The following is an 18,877-nucleotide window of genomic DNA, read 5'->3' on the forward strand; positions in this document are numbered from 1 at the left end:
CGAGCGCCATGGTCGAGATGGAACTCGACCCTCCAAAACATAAAACCGGGCGGGCTTGGGAAAGGCTTAAAAGAGCGTTTTACTCAAGCCATGCCCGCCGGCGCGAACAGCTCGATCCAGTAACCGTCAGGATCGCGAATAAAGGCAATATTGTGCATCTTGCCATCCTGCGGGCGCTTCACAAATGACACCCCCAAAGACTCAAAACGCGCGCAGGCGGCTGCCAAATCTGGCACAGCAAAGCCGATGTGGCCAAACCCTTTGGGCTCATCATTACCATTGTGATAGCTAAACTCGGCATCGTCCTCGGTACCCCAATTATGGGTCAGCTCCAGCATCGCCGGGCGGCCAAAGGTTTGATGGGTACGCTCTACCGGATCCTGCGACCAATCGCCCAGCGTGTGACTGTCGATGGCGGCTAGAAAGTAGAGACTGAATTTCATTTCGGGGAAGTCGAGCTTTTTGACCAGAGTCATACCCATCACTCGGGTATAGAAATCCAGCGTCTTCTGCGGCGACTTGATGCGCAGCATAGTCTGATTGAAGACAAAACCTTCGGTGGCCGGATCGCGGCTTTCGCAGAGGCCATCGGCCTGTTCAAAGTGGCGGCTCATTGCATTACTCCCGTGCGAATTAAAAACGCAGAGTAACACTGAAAGGGCCACGCCAGCAGCGACGCAGCCCCTTATCAAGCGCTTAGGAGAAAGGGCGATCCTTCCACCAGGGGTAGAAGTCAGGGCGATCCTGACTCGGCCGCAGGGTGAACTTGGCTGGACGCTTTTCCAGGAAAGACGACACGCCTTCCTGCGCATCTGCCGACTCGCCCATAAAGGCAATCGCGCGGGAGTCGATCTTGTGCGCTTCCATCGGGTGATCGGCACCCAACATGCGCCACATCAGTTGACGGTTCAGCAAGGCGGACATCGCCGAGGTATTGTCGGCGATTTCACGGGCCAATTCGCGGGCAGCGGGCAGCAAGTCTTCCGGTTCGTGCAGGCTGCGCACCAAACCGCCTTTCAAGGCCTCTTCGGCACCGAATACGCGGCCGGTAAAAACCCACTCTGCTGCTTGCTGCGGACCAACCAAACGCGGCAGGAACCAGCTTGAGCACGCTTCCATGGTGATGCCGCGCCGGGCAAACACGAAGCCGAACTTGGCGTTGGTAGACGCCATACGGATATCCATCGGCAGGCTCATGGTCGCGCCGACACCCACAGCAGCACCGTTAAAGGCACCGATGACTGGCTTGGTAGATTCGTAAATGCGCAGTGAAACGGTACCGCCACCATCACGCAACTCATCGCCTTCTGGCTCGCTCTGACGCTTGTGACGGTTAAACGTATCACCGCCCTTTTCCAGGTCCGCCCCGGCGCAGAACGCTCGGCCAGCTCCGGTCATGATGATCACACGTACTGCATCATCGGCATCGGCAGCATCAAATGCGGCAATCAATTCGCGACGCATGGCACCGTTAAAGGCATTCATGCGGTCGGGACGGTTCAGCGTCAAGGTAAGGATGCCATCCTCAACTTGGTAATCCAGTGTTTCGTAAGACATACAGTAGCTCCATGAGGGTCAGCGAATGCGTCCCAGTGTAGAACTGACCGGTCACGGTAACCAGTTGCCTCACTCAGCCGTATATACGGGCATAGGCGAACCCGATGGTGTCGGCGCCCGCGCAACCGTCACTCTGCCGTAATTCGCATGTCATGTTTCTCTCGCATTCTGGCTGCCCGATGTCCATTTATCCGCTGTTAATGAGGCCACCGATACAATCAGTTTGCCGTCGACTGCTGTTCCGCCTGTGTCTTGCGCTGGCGGTTGCACCCAGCCTAGTATCCGCCCACGCGCTGAAAATTCACGGCCCCAACATCATTGGTGCCACGCTCGCCCCCATGCTGATGGCCGGTTTTCTGCCACAGCAGAGTGGCCAAGCGGTGGTGACCTCCAGCCCCACGGGCAACGACAACAAGACCATGCTCAGTACCCCACAAGATAGCAAGTCGCTGAAAGTGCTAGTCTCCCTCATGGCATCAGCACTGGCTTCAGCAGCGTAATGGCCAACAGCGCCGACATAGTGGGATAACACCCCGAACAAGACACATCAAAATAATCATTGAACCTACAACGTGTACTGCCGTGACCCTTATTGTTTATAGAGCGTGCGCTAAAAACTTAGCTTCAACTTTCCATATTTAGCCCTATAATTCATATATATCTATGGAACAGGGTAGCAGTATAGAGAGCAGCCTCGCTGCTCCATAAGATTCATACTAAAAGGATCTCAATACAATGGAATGGCAGCCAGTATTACGTGAAGTACATCTGTATGGCGGCGGGCGCGCTTTAAACTGCTTAAACTCCACAGTGGACATAACACCAAAGACCGTAAATGGAAAACATGCGAGAGTAAAATTAAAGAACTTCGGAGGCTTATATTCAGACTTGATAAAGCTTGGCTTGAATATCGTCGGTTGCGACTTTTTTACCTCAACAGAGTCAGCTGAAGGCTCCAGGCCACCGGAATGGCGATCCAGGAATGTAATTGGTCCGGCTTGGTTATGCACAGACCAAGGAAACGAATGGTCTTTCATCGCTCACGCTGCGTTTAAGCAAAAAAACGGTTTATTGTACGACATAGCATCACGGATATCACATCAGCTTAGAGCTTGTGAGTGGCGGCTTAGGCAGCTCTCTGAAGCATATGCGGATCAACTAAAAAGCCGTATCAGTTCTAAGCCATTTAAAGATGGCCAACGCTTTCTTGATGGTTACACGTCTCTATGCTACTTAGCATTGCAAGCATTTCTTGTTGACGCCTGCGTCCTTCGCGATTACTTAGCTGAGTTCTATTTCGAGACATCTCCGCAGAAAGACGCTTCAAATGTCAAAAAAATCACCACGATGGCAGGACTTATTAAGAGCTGGAAGGGAGCCATACCACCAGACGCAGCAGGCAAAGAGATTATGGCATCGACTAAACCTAGAAACTGGTTATTTGAGTTAGGCGCTTACAGAGACTTGGTCATTCACACCGCCCCCCTTGCAAAAGCAGGGCAACGATTATATGCAGTAACTCGCTCGTTCGTGCTTTTGAATAATGAGCAGCTTCCAGGTATCAAGCTACCATTACCCAGCGACCCCGCGGGACTAAAAAGTGCGCGATCATCTGGCCGTTACTTTCAAGACCCTGAACTAAATTTTGCTCGCGCGCGAAATATCATAGACGACATTGAAAACACTAAAGACTCACTGGAGTACGCACATATCTGCATGCAATTGCTCAGCACTATGTCAAGTTCAGTATCTAAAAACTCTCCTATAAAGCCCGAGGTCCCCATTATCACTTCAGCAGACACCATAGGAGGCATAAAAATCACCCGCGAATGACAGCCCAATATTTAATAATGCCATGTAGAGTTAATAGCTTGAAACGCCTGTAACAGCTACCGTCGAGAGCATGTCCAAATAATATTTCAAGATAAATGGCAAAAGCTAACTACCAATCACTCCACCCGCTCAAACTTCAAATCCCAGACCCCGTGCCCCAGCCGCTCACCGCGACGCTCAAACTTGGTCACCGGGCGCTCTTCCGGGCGGGGTACGTAGGTGCCGTCTTCAGCCTGGTTACGGTAGCCGGGGGCAGCGCTCATGACTTCCAGCATTTGCTCGGCGTAGTGCTCCCAGTCGGTGGCCATGTGCAGTATGCCGCCGGGCTTGAGCTTGGTGCGTACCAGTTCGGCAAAGCTAAGCTGCACGATGCGGCGCTTGTTGTGCTTCTTTTTATGCCACGGGTCAGGAAAAAACAGCAGCAGGCGGTCCAGACTGGCATCTGGAATGCTCTGATTCAGCACCTCGATGGCGTCGCAGTCGAACACTCTCACGTTGCCAGTCTCGCTGTTGACCAAGCCATTCAGTAGCGAGCCAACGCCGGGGCGATGCACTTCAATGCCGATAAAGTCCTGCTCGGGCGCAACCTGCGCCATTTCCAGCAACGACTGCCCCATGCCAAAGCCGATTTCCAGCGTGCGCGGCGCTTGGCGAGCAAAAACCGCATCCAGATCCAGCATGCCCTGATCCAGCGTCAGGCCAAACTTTGGCCAGCCGTGATCAAGGCCGCGCTGCTGCCCTTCGGTCATGCGACCGGCGCGCATGACAAAACTGCGGATGGCGCGACGGGGCGATGCAGTGGGTTCGGTTTCGGCGCTTTCGGGTAGCTCTGGGGTATCAGACATGAGTCGCTCGGTAATGATTGTTCAAGGTCACCGGCCGCAGCCGGTGACGCTGCATGAGGCTGGGATTGTTAACGGATGGTGCCATCCAGCGGGGAGGATGCTGTGGCGTAAAGTTTGCGCGGCATACGCCCGGCCAGATAAGCACCGCGGCCGGCAAGCACCGCGTGATGCATGGCTTGCGCCATGAGCACGGGCTGATCGGCATGGGCAATGGCGCTGTTCATCAAGACGCCAGCGCAGCCGAGCTCCATGGCGATGGTGGCGTCGGACGCGGTACCCACACCGGCATCAACCAACACCGGCACGGTGGCTTCTTCCAGAATGATGCGCAGGTTCCACGGATTGCAGATACCCATACCGGAACCAATCAGCCCGGCCAGCGGCATGATGGCCACGCAGCCCATGGCGGAAAGCTCACGCGCGATGATCGGATCGTCGCTGGTATACACCATCACGTCGAAGCCGTCCTTCACCAAAATTTCAGCGGCTTTCAAGGTTTCCACTACATTCGGGAACAGGGTCTTTTCGTCCGCAAGCACTTCCAGCTTGACCAGTTTGTGGCCGTCCAGCAGCTCACGCGCCAAGCGACAAGTACGCACCGCCTCTTCGGCCGTAAAGCAGCCCGCAGTATTTGGCAAGATGGTGTAGCGATCTGGCGGTATGACGTCGAGCAGGTTTGGCTCATTCGGGTTCTGACCAATGTTGGTACGGCGAATCGCTAGGGTCACGATCTCCGCACCCGAGGCTTCGATGGCACGGCCCGTTTCCGCCATGTCCTTGTACTTACCGGTGCCTACCAGCAGACGGGAACGGTAACGAACGCCGGCAATTTCCAGCGCATCTTGGCTTAAATCAATCATTAGGTTCTCCAGAAATGACTAGCAGACTAGCCGCCGCCGATGGCGTGAACGATCTCTACCCTGTCGCCGTCACTCAGCAGCGTTTCGGCATGCTGACTGCGCGGCACTATATCCAGGTTCAGCTCAATCGCCAGACGCTTACCGGTCAGGCCCAGTATTTCGACCAAATCAGCCAGGCTGAGAACTCGATCAAGAGAATAGGCTTCGCCATTGAGATGAATCTGCATAAGTGGCTCGGTGATATCCGGGTATAGGGAGTAAGTGGGTATGCGCGCGCCGCTCTTGGCGACAGCAAGGGCGCTATGATAACGCGCTTTGTCGCCAACTGACCACGCTATAGCGTCTTAGAGACTGCGCCAAATGCCCGCAGCAAAACAGCCCCAGGCAATCAGCCAGGCTAGCCCACCCAAAGGTGTCACCATGCCCATTTTACTGATGCCGGTCAGCGCTAACAGATAAAGGCTGCCGGAGAATAACAGTATGCCGAGGGCAAAGAGCACGCCGGTCGCCTTGAACAGACCCGACTCGGGGAAGCGTAACAACAACAGCGCCACACCAATCAACGCCATGGTATGCCAGAGCTGATAGCTCACTCCGGTTTGAAAGGCACTAAGCAGATTGTCCGGCAACTTATCGCGCAACCCATGCGCCGCAAAGGCTCCCAAAGCGACCCCGCTGAAACCACTGAACGACGCTAACAACAGCAGCCATTTGGCCATGAACGATTCCTCCGATTGGGGAGTTACTGAATAATTCCCCATGCAGAAGGCGGGCGGAATTATTGAGCACTTCCTTATATACTCCGAACGAACTGCTCATTCGGATTCACATGATCAAGAAAATATTACGCAAAACCGCCAAGTGGCTGCTGATAGTTGCGGTGCTCAGCCTGCTGCCGATCATCATCCTGCGCTGGGCGCCCACACCCGGCTCTATGCTGATGGTAGAGCGTTGGTACGCGGCTAAGCAAAGCGATCAGCCAATTGAAATCCAGTATCAATGGCGCCCCTATGAGCAGATCCCGAGCAACATGAAAATGGCGGTGATTGCCGCCGAAGATCAACGCTTTGCCGAACATCACGGCTTTGACCTTAAGGCTATACGCGCTGCGGTAGAACATAACATGCAGGGTGGCAGTCTACGCGGCGCCAGCACACTCAGCCAACAGGTCGCCAAAAACCTGTTTCTTTGGTCCGGTCGTAGCTATCTGCGCAAGGGGCTAGAGGCCTGGTTTACCCTATGGATAGAGGTGCTCTGGCCAAAGCAGCGGATTCTGGAGATGTACCTGAATATCGCTGAGTGGGATCGTGGTGTGTTTGGCGTAGACGCGGCCGCGCGCAACCACTTCAACATCGGTGCCAGTTATTTGTCTGACCGTCAGGCCAGCCAGTTAGCCGCGGTGCTACCCAGCCCATTGAACTGGGACGCCGCGCAACCGCCGGCGCATGCTCAGCGCCGGGCAATTTGGATCCAACGGCAGATGCGTCAGCTCGGTGGCCGCCACTACCTTGATGAAATGGAAGCCGGTCGCGAGCGGCCTGAGTGGCTCACACTGCGCTATTGGCGCAACCGATTGGATATTTAAGCCACGAGATCCGCCAGACAAACTATTCGCCGGTCAAATCATTGCGCAAGCCAAACATGATCGAATGCGCCTGCTCCTCGCCCACGGCCACCACGGCGCCTATCTTCGGATAGACCCAAGCTTCTTCGCCCTCACTGACCGGCAGACGCAGATCGGGGTTGCCCATAGTGCTCTGCACATCGCTCAACTCTAACGGCGCAGAGGGAATCAAGCTCAGACGCAACACCGGCTGACCTTTCAGCGCATCGGCCACCGAAGAGTTGATCGGCTGATCCGGAAGCTCTGGCTCCCAGGCTTGCGCCTGCACCAGGCTGTCGCGCTGCTGCGGTGTCAGTTTCAGCACCGCCTGCACGCGCCAACTCAAATCGTCGCTTTCCAGCGTGTAACGACTGACCAGCAAGGGCTTGCCTTCGGAGCTGATCATCCACAGGGTGCCATGCCCTAGCGCTTCGCTGGCATCACCCAGCGTCAGCTGCTGACGCTGTAACGGTGCCCAGAGGCTTTCCTCATAATCGGTGCGCCACTGCATGGCGTCGCCTTGCTGGGGCTTAGAAAGCCAGAAACCGAAGGCAAAGAAAGCCAGAATTACTACGCTCAGCAGCGTAGCTATACGCACCCCTTGTTGACGGGTCATGCACAACTCCTTTTATTGTTCGAGATATAACTTTCAAGCAAACAAAAAGGGCATCCACGGAGGATGCCCTTTTTAGCGTTCAATCACTGCCGCCGGATGCGCTTTAAAGCGCGACTTCGGTTTCCAAATTCTTCTTTAACTTGAGCATAGCGTTCTTTTCCAGCTGACGAATCCGCTCAGCCGAGACCTGATACTTGGCTGCCAGCTCGTGCAACGTGGCTTTCTCTTCCGACAACCAGCGTTGGTAGAGAATATCGCGACTGCGCTCATCCAGCGTTTCCAGTCCACTCAGCAAGCTATTGCTGGAGCTATCTGACCAATCAGCAGTTTCTAGCTGGGTGGCCGGATCGTAACGCTTATCTTCGAGATAATGCACAGGCGCGTAGGCGGCCTCGTCATCTTCATCTTGGGTGCCATCAAAACCCAAATCCTGCCCGTACAAACGGCTCTCCATCTCACGCACTTCACGAGTCGCGACGCCCAAATCAGCAGCAACCGCAGAGACCTCATCGTGTGACAACCACGCCATTTTTTTCTTGGCACTACGCAGATTGAAGAACAGCTTACGCTGCGCCTTTGTGGTCGCGACTTTAACGATGCGCCAGTTGCGCAGGATAAATTCGTGTATCTCGGCGCGGATCCAGTGCACTGCGAAAGAGACCAGACGTACGCCCATTTCCGGGTTGAAACGTTTGACCGCCTTCATCAGACCTACGTTACCTTCCTGCACCAGATCAGATTGCGCCAGACCATAGCCAGAGTAGCTGCGCGCGATGTGCACGACAAAACGCAGGTGCGACATGACCAGCTGGCGAGCAGCTTCCAAGTCTTCCTGATAATACAGACGATCAGCCAGCTCTCGCTCTTCTTCAACGCTGAGAACCGGGATGCGACTGACATTCTGAACATAGGCTTCAAGATTCGCACCCGGTACCAAACTATTAACGGGTAGCAAGGCAGTGCTCATGTTTGAACTCCCAAAAAATGACGGCCCAGTGTATCACTGCCAAATCAGACTGTGAATGCAGACTAAAGTTCAGGGGTTTTGAGCAGCACAAGCTGCGACCCAGAGGCGTTTCGCGGTTGGTCTGAAGCTGCGCTAGCTGGGCTCTATCGCCCTAACGTGCTGACCCACCGCTAACCAGGCGCCAACCAAGCCAAGCAACATGGCGCCTCCGACCAACGTTAATCCATCGCGCCAGGGCATGCCGATCAACGCGAAGTCGCTCTGATATAGCTTGGCTACCTGCTCTACAGTGACATTCAGCCACGCCAGGCCTGCCGCCAGCAGCAGCCACGCAAAAACGCCTGCGAGCAGGCCATACAGCACGCCAATATAGAGAAACGGGCGGCGTACAAAGGCGTCGGTGCCGCCCACCAGTTTGACCACCAGAATTTCTTCGCGACGGCTCTCAATCGCCAGGCGAATCGTGTTGGTCATGACCAACAGCAGCGCGATGATCAACAACAAGCCAAGACCACCGGTGAAGCGCTCCAACATGCCCAAAATCGAGGCTAGCCGCTCGACCCACAGCAGATCGATTTGCACCTGCTCCACGCCATCCATTGCCGCCAACCGGTCACGCAGTGGCTCCAACGCGGCCGCACCGCCTTCAATGCTCGCGGGCGTGACAACGATCACGCTCGGCAACGGGTTATAACTCAGCTGCAGCAACGCGTCACCCATACCCGAATTTTGCTGGAACTCAGCTAGGGCCAACTCTTTATCAAGCAGCTGCGCGGACGCCACACCGGACAGCGTCTTGACCGCCGCGAGCTGCTCCTGCTGCTTTTCAGCGCTAACGTCATCATTGAGGTAGACCGAAATCTGCGCTGCTTCCTGCCAATTGACGCCCAACTGCTCAACCTGATTGATCAGCACCGAGAGGCCCATCGGCAGCGCCAGCGCGATGGTCATTACCAATACGGTCAGCGCGCTACTGAACGGATAGCGCTGCACCTGCAGCAAAGCCTGGCGCGAGCTGGCACGGTGGCTGCCCAGCCAACTGCGCAACGGATGCCGCCAATTGCGCTCGGAGCGCGCCGCGCCTTTGGGAGCCTTACGCTTGGGGTCAGCCGCACGCTTGGTCTCGGAGGTGTTTTTAGTCGCCGACATGACTACTCCCCATCCGTGATCAACCGACCCTGGTCCAGGGTCAGCATGCGGTGATCCAACTTGGCGATCAGCGGTAAATCGTGACTGGCGATCAGCACGGTAACGCCCACGCGGTTAAAGTCTTCAAACAAGGCCATGATCTCAGCAGACAAGGCCGGATCAAGGTTACCGGTCGGTTCATCGGCCAGCAGCAGGGCCGGCTTGTGCACTACGGCGCGGGCAATACCCACGCGCTGTTGTTCACCGCCAGAGAGCGCAATCGGCAGGCTGGCCTCTTTGCTGAGCAAGCCCACCTTATCCAACGCCGCGCGCACGCGACGGCCCACTTCATCACTGGGCGTGCCGTTGATTATCAACGGCAAAGCGACGTTATCAAACACCGTGCGGTCAAACAGCAGTTGGTGATTTTGAAAAACCACACCGACCTGGCGACGCAGGTAGGGGATGTCATCACTGCCCAGATCCTGCAGATTTTGGCCACCCACATGTACCGCACCCGAGGTGGGCCGCTCCATGCACATGATCAGCTTGAGCAGAGTGCTCTTGCCTGCGCCCGAATGCCCGGTGATGAACACCATCTCGCCGGCACGGATGTGAAAGTCGAGCTTGTCCAGCCCTTGGTGGCCGTTGGGATAGCGCTTGCTGACCTGATCAAAGCGAATCATTGCGTGTGCATTCCAGACTATTTAGTGCCAAACAGGGCTTCAACAAACTCGGGGGCAGTGAAGGGTCGCAGATCATCAATTTGCTCACCTACACCGATATAACGAATCGGCAGGCCAAACTGCTTGGCCAGCGCGAAGATGACGCCGCCTTTGGCCGTACCATCCAACTTGGTCAGTGCCAACCCAGTGAGGCCAACCGCCTGATTGAAGAGTTTGGTCTGCGAAATAGCGTTCTGACCGGTGCCGGCATCGAGTACCAGCAAAACTTCGTGAGGCGCTTCAACATCCAGCTTGGCCATCACCCGCTTAACCTTGGCCAACTCGTCCATGAGGTGGTCTTTGTTATGCAGCCGACCGGCAGTATCGGCAATCAGCACGTCGACACCCCGTGACTTCGCCGCCTGCAGCGCATCAAAAATCACCGAGGCCGAATCGGCACCGGTGTGCTGCGCCACAACACTGATTTCATTGCGCTCGCCCCACACTTGCAGTTGCTCAACGGCCGCCGCGCGGAAGGTGTCGCCGGCAGCCAACATTACCTGTTTGCCTTCGCCCTGCAGACGCTTGGCCAATTTGCCGATAGTGGTCGTTTTGCCAACGCCATTCACGCCGACCACCAGAATTACGTAGGGTTTTTTGCTGCTATCGATCTGCATCGGCTTGGCAACATGACTCAACAGCGCTTCCAACTCGCCCTGTAACGCGCGATACAGTGCTTTGCGGCTGGATACCTGGCGGCGGCTCACCCGATCCTGCAGGCTTTCCATGATCAAGGTGGTGGCTTCGATACCCACGTCGGCCATCAACAGCCGGGTTTCCATTTCTTCCAGCAGCTCGTCGTCGATCTCTTTCTCACCGAGGAACATGTTAGCCATGCCCTCGCCAAGATTGGCGCTGGTTTTCGATAGACCCACTTTCATCCGCGAGAAGAACCCCTTCGGCTCCTCAGCAGGTACCGGCTGCGGCTCTGTTGCGGGTTCAGCACCGCTCTGCCCTAATTCAGAAAACAGCGAGGCCGCCGCTTCACGGGCAGCCTGTTCACGCGCTTCGACGCTGTCCAGCTGCTGGCTCAGGGGTGCCGGTGCGTCTTGCGTTAAATCGACGGGCTCATTCGTCGGGGTTTCCTTACGACGCGCCCAACCGAACAGGCCTTTCTTTTCCGGCTTGTTAGCAGAATCAGCGGGATTGTTTTCGGGGCTTTCTGGCTTGTCTTTTGAACCAAACATGAAGGGTCACTATCTGAGTCTGACGGCGAATGCTTCGCCATATTGAAGGTTAGGTTATCCTACCCCACTTCCGCCATCGGCGGTATGACCCCCGGACACCGGCGAGGCGCAATCTGCTAACCAGATCATGCCTCTTACTGTTGTCCATCACCACCTGCCCCACAGGATCCCATGCATGTTGCGGCTGATCTTTGTACTGCTTACGCTTCCCCTGCTTTCGTTTACGGCCGCGGCCGACGAATCCCGACAACCCACTCACAGTTACACGCTGGGTAACGGCCTAAAAGTGATTATCCGCGAAGACCACCGCGCCCCTGTGGTGGTCTCACAGGTTTGGTACAAGGTTGGCAGCAGCGACGAGCCACCGGGCCAGACCGGGCTGTCACATGCGCTAGAGCATATGATGTTCAAAGGCAGCAAGAACCTTGAACCCGGCCAGGCTTCGCGCCTGCTCGGTAGCCTCGGCGCCAGCGAAAACGCCATGACCACGCGTGACTACACCGCCTATTACCAGACCCTGAGCCGCGATCAATTACCGGTCGCGCTAGAGCTGGAAGCGGAACGCATGCATCAGCTGAGCCTGCCGGAGGATGAGTTCCTAAAGGAAATCGAAGTCATCAAGGAAGAACGTCGCATGCGCGTGGACGACAATCCCAATGGCTTGGCCTACGAACGGTTTTTGACCCAAGCCTACATGGCTAGCCCCTACGGCCAACCCGTGATTGGCTGGATGCACGACCTCGACCGCATGCAGATCGAAGACCTGCGCGCCTGGTATCGCGCGCATTATGTGCCGGCCAACGCCACCTTGGTGATCGTCGGCGACGTTTATCCTGAGACCGTTAAACCCTTGGTTGAGCGCTACTTTGGCGTTGTCCCGGCGCGTACCCCGGTGCCGATTCGTACCCCATTGGAGCTGCCCGTAGGCGGTGAACGCAGCCTGGTACAACACCTTGATGTGCAACTGCCCAGCCTGCTGCTCGGCTTCAACGTACCCAGTCTGGGCACCAGCAAAAACCCCTGGGAAGTACATGCCCTGCGCTTGCTCGACGCAGTTCTGGACGGCGGCCACAGCGCCCGCCTTGCCAGCAACCTAGAGCGCGGCAGCAACTTGGCGACCACCGTGGGCACCAACTACGACCCCTTCAGCCGGGGCGATAGCCTGTTCAGCATCAGCGGCATTCCCAACCTCTCGCGCGACGTCAGTCTCGAGCAGCTGGAACAGGCCGTATGGCAGCAGATAGACCTTATCAAGAAGACCCCACCTAGCACCGAGGAGCTGGAACGCGTGCAGGCGCAATTGGTTGCGCAGCTGGTGTTCGCTCAAGACGACATCAATACCCAGGCGACGCGCATTGGTGCACTGGAGAGCGCAGGACTGCCGTGGGAACTGGTAGATCAGGATGTCGAGGCCTTGCAGGCCATCACGCCTGAGCAAATAAGCGACGTAGCACGCCGTTATCTGGTGCCTGAACGCATGACCCGCACCACCATACTGCCCTTGGCCAAGGAGGCTCAGCCATGAAGTCGATCAAGCCCTTTGCCCTACTCCGCTGGTTACTCGCGCTGGTCGCCCTCGGCATTATGCTGGCGGTATTGCTGAACAAATCACCCCGCGAAGAAATGCCACCCGAACCAGCTCCGGTGGCCGCCGAACCTGTCGCCAGCAGCGAGCCCGATATGGCCGAAGAGGTGTTCGGCTCGCCGTTACCGGCACTGGAGTCACTTGAACAGCTGGATCTAGAGACACCGCCGGCACGCCGCGGCCTCGACCTGCAACACTGGACCACGTCGCAAGGCACCAAGGTCTACTACATGCAGGCCGACGAACTGCCGATGCTCGACGTACAATTGCTGTTTGCCGCTGGCGCCAGCCGTGATGGTGATAAACCTGGCCTCGCCATGCTGACCAATGCGCTACTCAACGAAGGCACCGAACGCCTGAGCGCAGACGACATCGCCAGCGGATTCGAACGGTTGGGTGCACAGTTTAGCAATAGCGCCTACCGCGACATGGGCTTGATCACACTGCGCAGCCTGACCGCCAGCGATAAACTCGAACCCGCTTTGGCGCTGTTCGCCCAAATACTGGCCGAACCGGCGTTCCCCGCTAAGGCGGTCGAGCGGGTGCGGGAACAAATGTTAGCCGGGTTGCAATATCGCCTACAGAGTCCGGGAGCCCAGGCTAGCGAAGCCTTTTGGTCAGCACTTTACCCAGAGCACCCCTACGGCATTTTGCCCGATGGCCAAGCGGATAGCCTGAAAGCGATCAGCCGCGCGGACCTGCAGCGCTTCCACAACACCTACTACTCCTCCGGTAACGCGGTCATCGCACTCGTGGGTGCTATCAGCCGCGAACAAGCAGAACAGCTCGCTCAGCATTTGGCCGATGCCTTGCCAGATGGCCCGGCAGCCGAACTGACGCCTGAGCCGCAGCCGGTAACAGCAAGCCGCATACAGGTCGACTTCAACAGCGAGCAGACCCAGGTAATTGTGGGTCAGCAAGGCATCAAGCGCGGCGACCCCGATTACGCAGCGCTGTATCTTGGCAACCAGATTCTTGGTGGCTCCGGTTTCGGCTCTAGACTGATGGAGCAAGTACGCGAGAATCGTGGCCTGGCATACTCAGTCAGCAGCGGCTTTACCCCGATGCAGGCACCTGGCCCCTTCAGTATCAATCTGCAAACCCGCAACGATCAGGCCGCGCTTGCCCTCGAGGTGGTCAACAGTACGCTGGATGAGTTTATCGCCAAGGGTCCAACCGAAGCCGAGCTTGCGCGCGCCAAACAGCAGGTTCTTGGTCAGTTTCCGCTCAGCACCGCCAGCAACAGCGCGATCGTTGGTCAATTGGCGGCAATCGGCTTCTATCACCTGCCACTAAACCAAATGCAATTGTTTATGGATGAGGTGCAGGCGCTGACTGCCGAGCAAATCCAGAGCGCCTTTGCTGCGCATCTCGACCCATCGCAGCGAGTGACCATTACAGTCGGCCCGCCACAACCGGAGGCCGATGCCGAGCCAGACACAGAGAATGCCGAGCAAAGTGAAGCCGAAGCCATACCAGCTCCGGCTGAAACGAGCCCAACTGAGAAGGCAACACCATGAAACAGACCAAGCCCAAAGTAAGTCAGTTGCGCATCATCGGCGGCGAATGGGGTAGCCGACGCTTCAGCTTTACCGAACAACCCGGTTTGCGCCCAACCCCGGACCGCGTTCGCGAAACCCTGTTCAACTGGCTGAGTAACGACATACAAGGGGCGCGCTGCCTTGACCCCTTCACCGGCAGCGGTGCATTGACGCTTGAAGCACTTTCGCGCGGTGCTGGCTGGGCACTGGCCGTCGATCTGAGCCGTGACATAGTCATCACGTTGCGCGAGCATCTGACCACGCTGAACTGCAGCAATGCTGAAGTGCGCCAGGAAAACGGCTTGGCCATGCTAGGCACTGCGCCAGCAGAAGCCTATAACATCGTCTTTCTCGACCCGCCCTTTTATCAAGAGCTGCTGGAGCCCGCCTGCGCTGCGCTTGAGGCTAATGGCTGGCTAACCGAAGATGCCTTCATCTATCTGGAAAGCGAAAACTCACCCGGCCGGATGAACTTGCCGGGGAACTGGCAATTGCACCGCGACAAGCGTGCTGGGCAGGTCTGGTATAGCCTCTGGCGGCGCCAGGCGTGAGCCCTTTCCGCCCGGCTACTTGGCTGCCCGGCGGGCATTTGCAGACGCTGTTCAACCCGTTGCTGCGCGAGCCGCCCAGCTTGCAACGCCAACGGGTACGCATGACGCTCAGCGATGGCGATTATCTGGATCTCGATTGGCACGGCAGCACGCAGCAATCAGCACCCATCGCTATCCTGTTACATGGTCTGACCGGTAGCTCCGCCTCACTGTACATTCTGGGCCAACAACGCGCGCTAGCCGCCGTTGGTTGGCGCAGCGTGGCGGTCAACTGGCGCGGCTGCTCCGGCGAACCTAACCACACCGCCCGCGCCTACCACTCTGGCGCCAGCGATGATCTGGCTGAAGTCGTCGAGCACATTCACCACCTCAACCCTGACCAGCCGCTGTTTGCTGTGGGTTACTCGCTGGGTGGCAATGTGCTGCTGAAATATCTAGGCGAGCGTGGGGTGGATTCGCCGCTGCATGCCGCGGTGGCTGTTTCAGTGCCCTTTCGGCTGGACCAATGCGCCGACCGGTTGCAGGTGGGATTTTCCCGCGTCTATCAAAGCCGCTTTATGCGCGACATGCTGGCCTACGTTGCCAACAAGAAACGCTTATTTCAGCACCAAGGGCTGGACGCCGAGTATGCACGCCTGGATGTGCTGGGCTCACTCGACGGCATGGATAGCTTCTGGGATTTTGATGGACGGATTACCGCACCGCTACATGGCTTTGCCAGCGCGCAAGACTATTACCGACGCTGCAGTAGTCGATATTTCCTCGGTGACATCAGGCTACCCACGCTGATCATCCAAGCGCAGAACGACCCTTTCGTGTATCCACACAGTTTGCCGGAAAGTAACGAGCTGTCAGCCAGCACCGAATTTGAGCTGCATCAGCGCGGCGGCCACGTCGGCTTTGTGGAAGGCCTGCCCTGGCGGCCTGGTTATTATCTGGAACGCCGTATACCCCAGTGGCTGGCGGCTCAGTTGGCGGACACGCCTTCCAACGGCAAATAATATTCCGCCAGCAGTGCCTCAATCGCTGGTCGCGCCTGATCGGTCAGCAGTCCCAATTCCTGCGCCAGCACCTGATACACCCCGCGGCGCAGCAAAGCCGGCGTTAGCTCAGTCTGATCCGCCTCGAGTACCGTGGTGCACAGAAAACTGACCCAGCTATTCATCAGCAGCCAGGAATTCAGCGCCAAAACTTCCGGATTAGCGCGCTGCGCGCAAAGAAAACCCGCATCAATCAGCCCCTGATAAATCGCTTGCCCGCTGCGCACACAGCGTCGTGAGAACTGCCGGTAGCGCTCAGCCATGTCTGGATCGGCTGACACTAGGTGTTCCAGGTCGCGCAGCAGAAAGCGGTATTGCCACAAACCTTGGCTGATGGACTCGAGATAGTTGGCCTTGTCTTGCAGGTTGAGCGCCCGCCCCTGTGGCACCTGCAAATAGGCCTCAACTTCTGCCTCATATTGAGCGACCAACTCAGCGATTATTTGCTGCTTATTGCGGAAGTGGTAATACAGGTTTCCCGGCGACATGCCCAGATGCGCGGCAATGTGATTGGTAGTGACGGCACGCTCGCCCTGCTCGTTGAACAGTTGCAGGCTGGCCTGAAGAATACGGTCGCGGGTTTTCATACCTGAATGCCAGTTATTGATGATGGATTTGACACTTTAGAGCAAATACTCTAAAAATACCTGACTTGTTTCAGCAAGCCCTAATTGTGCGTAGCAACGCAGCAACGCGTCGTCACAAACAACTCATATACAACAAGAGCTCGCCCACTCCGAGCCAACCCTTTTGCGGAGGCACCCATGGTAGCCGATATCGCCTACATGCAGGACCAGCAGCATTCGATCAACCGCATGCATACGCTGTTTGCACAGCAACGCGCAGCTTTTCGAGCGGCCCCCATGCCGAATGCCGACAGTCGCATACGCCAACTCAGCGAATTAAAAGCCGCCCTGCTCAAGCATCAGGACGCGCTCATCGCTGCGATCAACAGCGATTTTGGCCGCCGCTCCGCCGATGAAACCAAGCTCGCGGAAATTTTGCCATCGGTCGAAGGTATTAAATACGCTAGCAAGCATATCCGACGCTGGATGAAGCCTTCCAAGCGCAAAGTCGGTATGGCATTCCAGCCGGGCAAAGCACAGGTGGTATATCAACCGTTAGGCGTGGTGGGCATCATCGTGCCCTGGAACTACCCGCTATTCCTGGCCATTGGCCCACTGGTTACCGCCATCGCCGCCGGCAACCGCGCGTTAATCAAAATGAGCGAATCCACCCCAGCCACCGCCGAGCTGTTAGGCCGTGTATTGGCTGAGGTGTTCAATGAAGATCATGTTGCGGTCGTAACCGGCGAAGCCGAAGTAGGTGTGGCTTTCTCACAGATGGCATTCGACCACCTATTATTCACCGGCGCCACCAGCATCGGCCGCCATGTAATGCGCGCCGCTGCCGACAACCTCACGCCCGTCACGCTCGAACTGGGTGGCAAGTCCCCGGCTATTATTTCTGCTGACGTACCGCTGGCCGACGCCGCCGAGCGTATCGCCTTCGGCAAGGCAATGAACGCTGGGCAAACTTGCGTAGCACCGGATTACATTCTCTGCCCGCGTGCGCGGGTCGATGGTTTTGTCGAGGCGCTAAGCAAACAGCTTTCGCAGATGTACCCCAAGCTGCTGAACAACCCGGACTACACCCAAGTGGTTAACCCACGTCAGTACCAGCGCTTGCAAGGCTATCTGCAGGACGCCGAAGCCAGAGGTGCGCGACTGCTGCCGATCAATCCGACCAACGAAGATCTAAGCAATACCCGGATTATGCCTCCGACCCTGGTGCTCGACGTCAACGACGATATGAAGTTGATGCAAGACGAAATCTTTGGTCCGCTACTACCCATAGTGCCCTACGACAGCCTGGATGAAGCGCTGAATTACATCGCCGACCGTCCACGTCCGCTCGCGCTTTACTATTTCGGATATGACAAGGCCGAGCAGCAACGCATGATGGAGCAGACTCACGCTGGCGGCATGTGCATCAACGACACTATTTTTCATGTCGCACAGGACGACATGCCCTTTGGTGGTATCGGCGCTTCAGGCATGGGCCACTATCACGGCCACGAAGGCTTTCTAACCCTAAGCAAAGCCAAAGGTGTGTATATCAAGCAGCGTTTCAACGGCTCGCGGCCGATCTATCCGCCCTACGGTGGCAAGCTGCTGAACATGGTTTATAAGATGTTCCTGCGCTGAGCGCTGCCGCACCCCAGATACTGCCGGATCGCACAGCGCATCCGGCCATAACAAAAACAACGAGCCTGAATTTATGGACCCCAACCTGAACCCACACCTGGGTCGGCGCAGCCTGCTGAAACTGGGGCTGGGCGCCAGCCTGGCGTTAAGTACCGTCGGCCTGACCGCCAGCCTCAGCGGCTGTACTTCAGAGCGCGCAGCCCCGCACTTCAAAGTGTTGCGCGAGTCTGACCTGCCAATTTTGACGGCGCTCTACCCAGCGATTGTCGGATCGCATCCCACCTTCGCGGAATCACCCGATGCCGTCAACAAGGCACTCGCACAACTCGACTGGACGCTGGAGCGCACCTCGCCCTTCGCACAAAAAGCGGTACTCGATCTCTTCGGCCTGCTGAGCATGCCACTCACCCGAGGCCCGTTGACCGGCGTCTGGGGCGACATGGCCAACGCCAGTCCGGAGCAACTGGAGGCCTTTTTGCAGCGCTGGCGCGATAGCCGCTTCGATATGCTGCGTCAGGGTTCCAAAACCCTGAGCCAATTGCTGCTGATGTCTTGGTATGCGCTGCCGCAGTCCTGGGCCGCCGCCGGTTATCCCGGCCCACCCGTCATCTGATCCAGAACCGCTTTCAGGG

The 18,877-nt window shown here is 56.9% G+C and carries 21 protein-coding genes; 9 read left to right on the forward strand and 12 right to left on the reverse strand.

The features are described 5' to 3' along the window. Positions 1–83: 83 nt before the first annotated feature. Both gloA and AC1XYH_RS16025 read right to left on the reverse strand, forming a co-directional pair. Entirely contained in the window at positions 84–614 is a 531-nt protein-coding gene (gloA, locus tag AC1XYH_RS16020) for a lactoylglutathione lyase (RefSeq protein ID WP_483324114.1), read from the reverse strand. Between the two features lie 82 nt (positions 615–696). Beyond that, on the reverse strand, positions 697–1,557 hold the full coding sequence (locus tag AC1XYH_RS16025; protein ID WP_483324115.1) for a crotonase/enoyl-CoA hydratase family protein: 861 nt from the start codon (positions 1,555–1,557) through the stop codon (positions 697–699). A 179-nt stretch (positions 1,558–1,736) separates the two neighbouring features. On the opposite strand from AC1XYH_RS16025, the gene AC1XYH_RS16030 reads away from it, so the two are divergent. Both AC1XYH_RS16030 and AC1XYH_RS16035 read left to right on the forward strand, forming a co-directional pair. Next, positions 1,737–2,057: a hypothetical protein gene (locus AC1XYH_RS16030; protein ID WP_483324116.1), complete on the forward strand. Its 321-nt coding sequence runs from the start codon at positions 1,737–1,739 to the stop codon at positions 2,055–2,057. Positions 2,058–2,292: 235 nt separating this feature from the next. Continuing rightward, complete coding sequence (locus tag AC1XYH_RS16035; RefSeq protein WP_483324117.1) at positions 2,293–3,390, forward strand: hypothetical protein; 1,098 nt, start codon at positions 2,293–2,295, stop codon at positions 3,388–3,390. Between the two features lie 116 nt (positions 3,391–3,506). On the opposite strand, the gene trmB is transcribed toward AC1XYH_RS16035, so the two are convergent. The 4 genes from trmB to AC1XYH_RS16055 form a co-directional block, all read right to left on the reverse strand. Continuing rightward, a complete protein-coding gene (gene trmB / locus AC1XYH_RS16040; RefSeq protein WP_483324118.1) occupies positions 3,507–4,235 on the reverse strand; it encodes a tRNA (guanosine(46)-N7)-methyltransferase TrmB in 729 nt (242 codons plus the stop codon). A 68-nt stretch (positions 4,236–4,303) separates the two neighbouring features. Beyond that, positions 4,304–5,095 carry a thiazole synthase gene (locus AC1XYH_RS16045; protein ID WP_483324119.1) on the reverse strand — a complete coding sequence of 264 codons (792 nt, stop codon included), beginning with the start codon at positions 5,093–5,095 and terminating at the stop codon, positions 4,304–4,306. Between the two features lie 26 nt (positions 5,096–5,121). After that, a complete protein-coding gene (gene thiS, locus AC1XYH_RS16050; protein WP_483324120.1) occupies positions 5,122–5,322 on the reverse strand; it encodes a sulfur carrier protein ThiS in 201 nt (66 codons plus the stop codon). 117 nt (positions 5,323–5,439) lie between these two features. After that, entirely contained in the window at positions 5,440–5,814 is a 375-nt protein-coding gene (locus AC1XYH_RS16055; RefSeq protein ID WP_483324121.1) for a DUF423 domain-containing protein, read from the reverse strand. A gap of 110 nt (positions 5,815–5,924) precedes the next feature. Between AC1XYH_RS16055 and mtgA the strand changes: the two genes are divergently transcribed. Beyond that, positions 5,925–6,680: a monofunctional biosynthetic peptidoglycan transglycosylase gene (gene mtgA, locus AC1XYH_RS16060; protein ID WP_483324122.1), complete on the forward strand. Its 756-nt coding sequence runs from the start codon at positions 5,925–5,927 to the stop codon at positions 6,678–6,680. 22 nt (positions 6,681–6,702) lie between these two features. Here the strand turns inward: mtgA and AC1XYH_RS16065 are convergent, their stop codons facing one another. The 5 genes from AC1XYH_RS16065 to ftsY form a co-directional block, all read right to left on the reverse strand. Continuing rightward, a complete protein-coding gene (locus tag AC1XYH_RS16065; RefSeq protein ID WP_483324123.1) occupies positions 6,703–7,314 on the reverse strand; it encodes a hypothetical protein in 612 nt (203 codons plus the stop codon). Between the two features lie 103 nt (positions 7,315–7,417). After that, the gene (gene rpoH / locus AC1XYH_RS16070) at positions 7,418–8,281 is read right to left on the reverse strand and encodes an RNA polymerase sigma factor RpoH (RefSeq protein WP_483324124.1); all 864 of its coding nucleotides are present in this window, start codon (positions 8,279–8,281) and stop codon (positions 7,418–7,420) included. A 132-nt stretch (positions 8,282–8,413) separates the two neighbouring features. Beyond that, entirely contained in the window at positions 8,414–9,430 is a 1,017-nt protein-coding gene (gene ftsX, locus AC1XYH_RS16075; RefSeq protein WP_483324125.1) for a permease-like cell division protein FtsX, read from the reverse strand. A gap of 2 nt (positions 9,431–9,432) precedes the next feature. Further along, positions 9,433–10,095, reverse strand: a complete 663-nt coding sequence (gene ftsE / locus AC1XYH_RS16080; RefSeq protein WP_483324126.1) for a cell division ATP-binding protein FtsE — start codon at positions 10,093–10,095, stop codon at positions 9,433–9,435. 17 nt (positions 10,096–10,112) lie between these two features. Further along, positions 10,113–11,321 carry a signal recognition particle-docking protein FtsY gene (ftsY, locus tag AC1XYH_RS16085; protein ID WP_483324127.1) on the reverse strand — a complete coding sequence of 403 codons (1,209 nt, stop codon included), beginning with the start codon at positions 11,319–11,321 and terminating at the stop codon, positions 10,113–10,115. A 175-nt stretch (positions 11,322–11,496) separates the two neighbouring features. Between ftsY and AC1XYH_RS16090 the strand changes: the two genes are divergently transcribed. The 4 genes from AC1XYH_RS16090 to AC1XYH_RS16105 are packed head-to-tail and all read left to right on the forward strand — an operon-like array spanning position 11,497 to position 15,999. Further along, entirely contained in the window at positions 11,497–12,846 is a 1,350-nt protein-coding gene (locus AC1XYH_RS16090; protein ID WP_483324128.1) for a M16 family metallopeptidase, read from the forward strand. Next, positions 12,843–14,426, forward strand: a complete 1,584-nt coding sequence (locus AC1XYH_RS16095; protein ID WP_483324129.1) for a M16 family metallopeptidase — start codon at positions 12,843–12,845, stop codon at positions 14,424–14,426. Before AC1XYH_RS16090 ends, AC1XYH_RS16095 begins: the two co-directional genes overlap by 4 nt. Beyond that, complete coding sequence (gene rsmD / locus AC1XYH_RS16100; RefSeq protein WP_483324130.1) at positions 14,423–14,998, forward strand: 16S rRNA (guanine(966)-N(2))-methyltransferase RsmD; 576 nt, start codon at positions 14,423–14,425, stop codon at positions 14,996–14,998. The genes AC1XYH_RS16095 and rsmD overlap by 4 nt, the downstream gene beginning before the upstream one ends. After that, positions 14,995–15,999, forward strand: coding sequence for a hydrolase (locus tag AC1XYH_RS16105; protein WP_483324131.1), 1,005 nt, complete (start codon positions 14,995–14,997; stop codon positions 15,997–15,999). The genes rsmD and AC1XYH_RS16105 overlap by 4 nt, the downstream gene beginning before the upstream one ends. Here AC1XYH_RS16105 and AC1XYH_RS16110 read toward each other — a convergent pair. Continuing rightward, positions 15,966–16,625, reverse strand: coding sequence for a TetR/AcrR family transcriptional regulator (locus AC1XYH_RS16110; RefSeq protein WP_483324132.1), 660 nt, complete (start codon positions 16,623–16,625; stop codon positions 15,966–15,968). The genes AC1XYH_RS16105 and AC1XYH_RS16110 overlap by 34 nt on opposite strands. 177 nt (positions 16,626–16,802) lie before the next feature. Between AC1XYH_RS16110 and AC1XYH_RS16115 the strand changes: the two genes are divergently transcribed. Continuing rightward, the gene (locus AC1XYH_RS16115; protein WP_483324133.1) at positions 16,803–18,245 is read left to right on the forward strand and encodes a coniferyl aldehyde dehydrogenase; all 1,443 of its coding nucleotides are present in this window, start codon (positions 16,803–16,805) and stop codon (positions 18,243–18,245) included. A gap of 73 nt (positions 18,246–18,318) precedes the next feature. Then, the gene (locus AC1XYH_RS16120) at positions 18,319–18,858 is read left to right on the forward strand and encodes a twin-arginine translocation pathway signal protein (protein ID WP_483324134.1); all 540 of its coding nucleotides are present in this window, start codon (positions 18,319–18,321) and stop codon (positions 18,856–18,858) included. Positions 18,859–18,877 lie beyond the last annotated feature (19 nt).

This window comes from Pseudomonas sp. GW-45 (assembly GCF_056896675.1).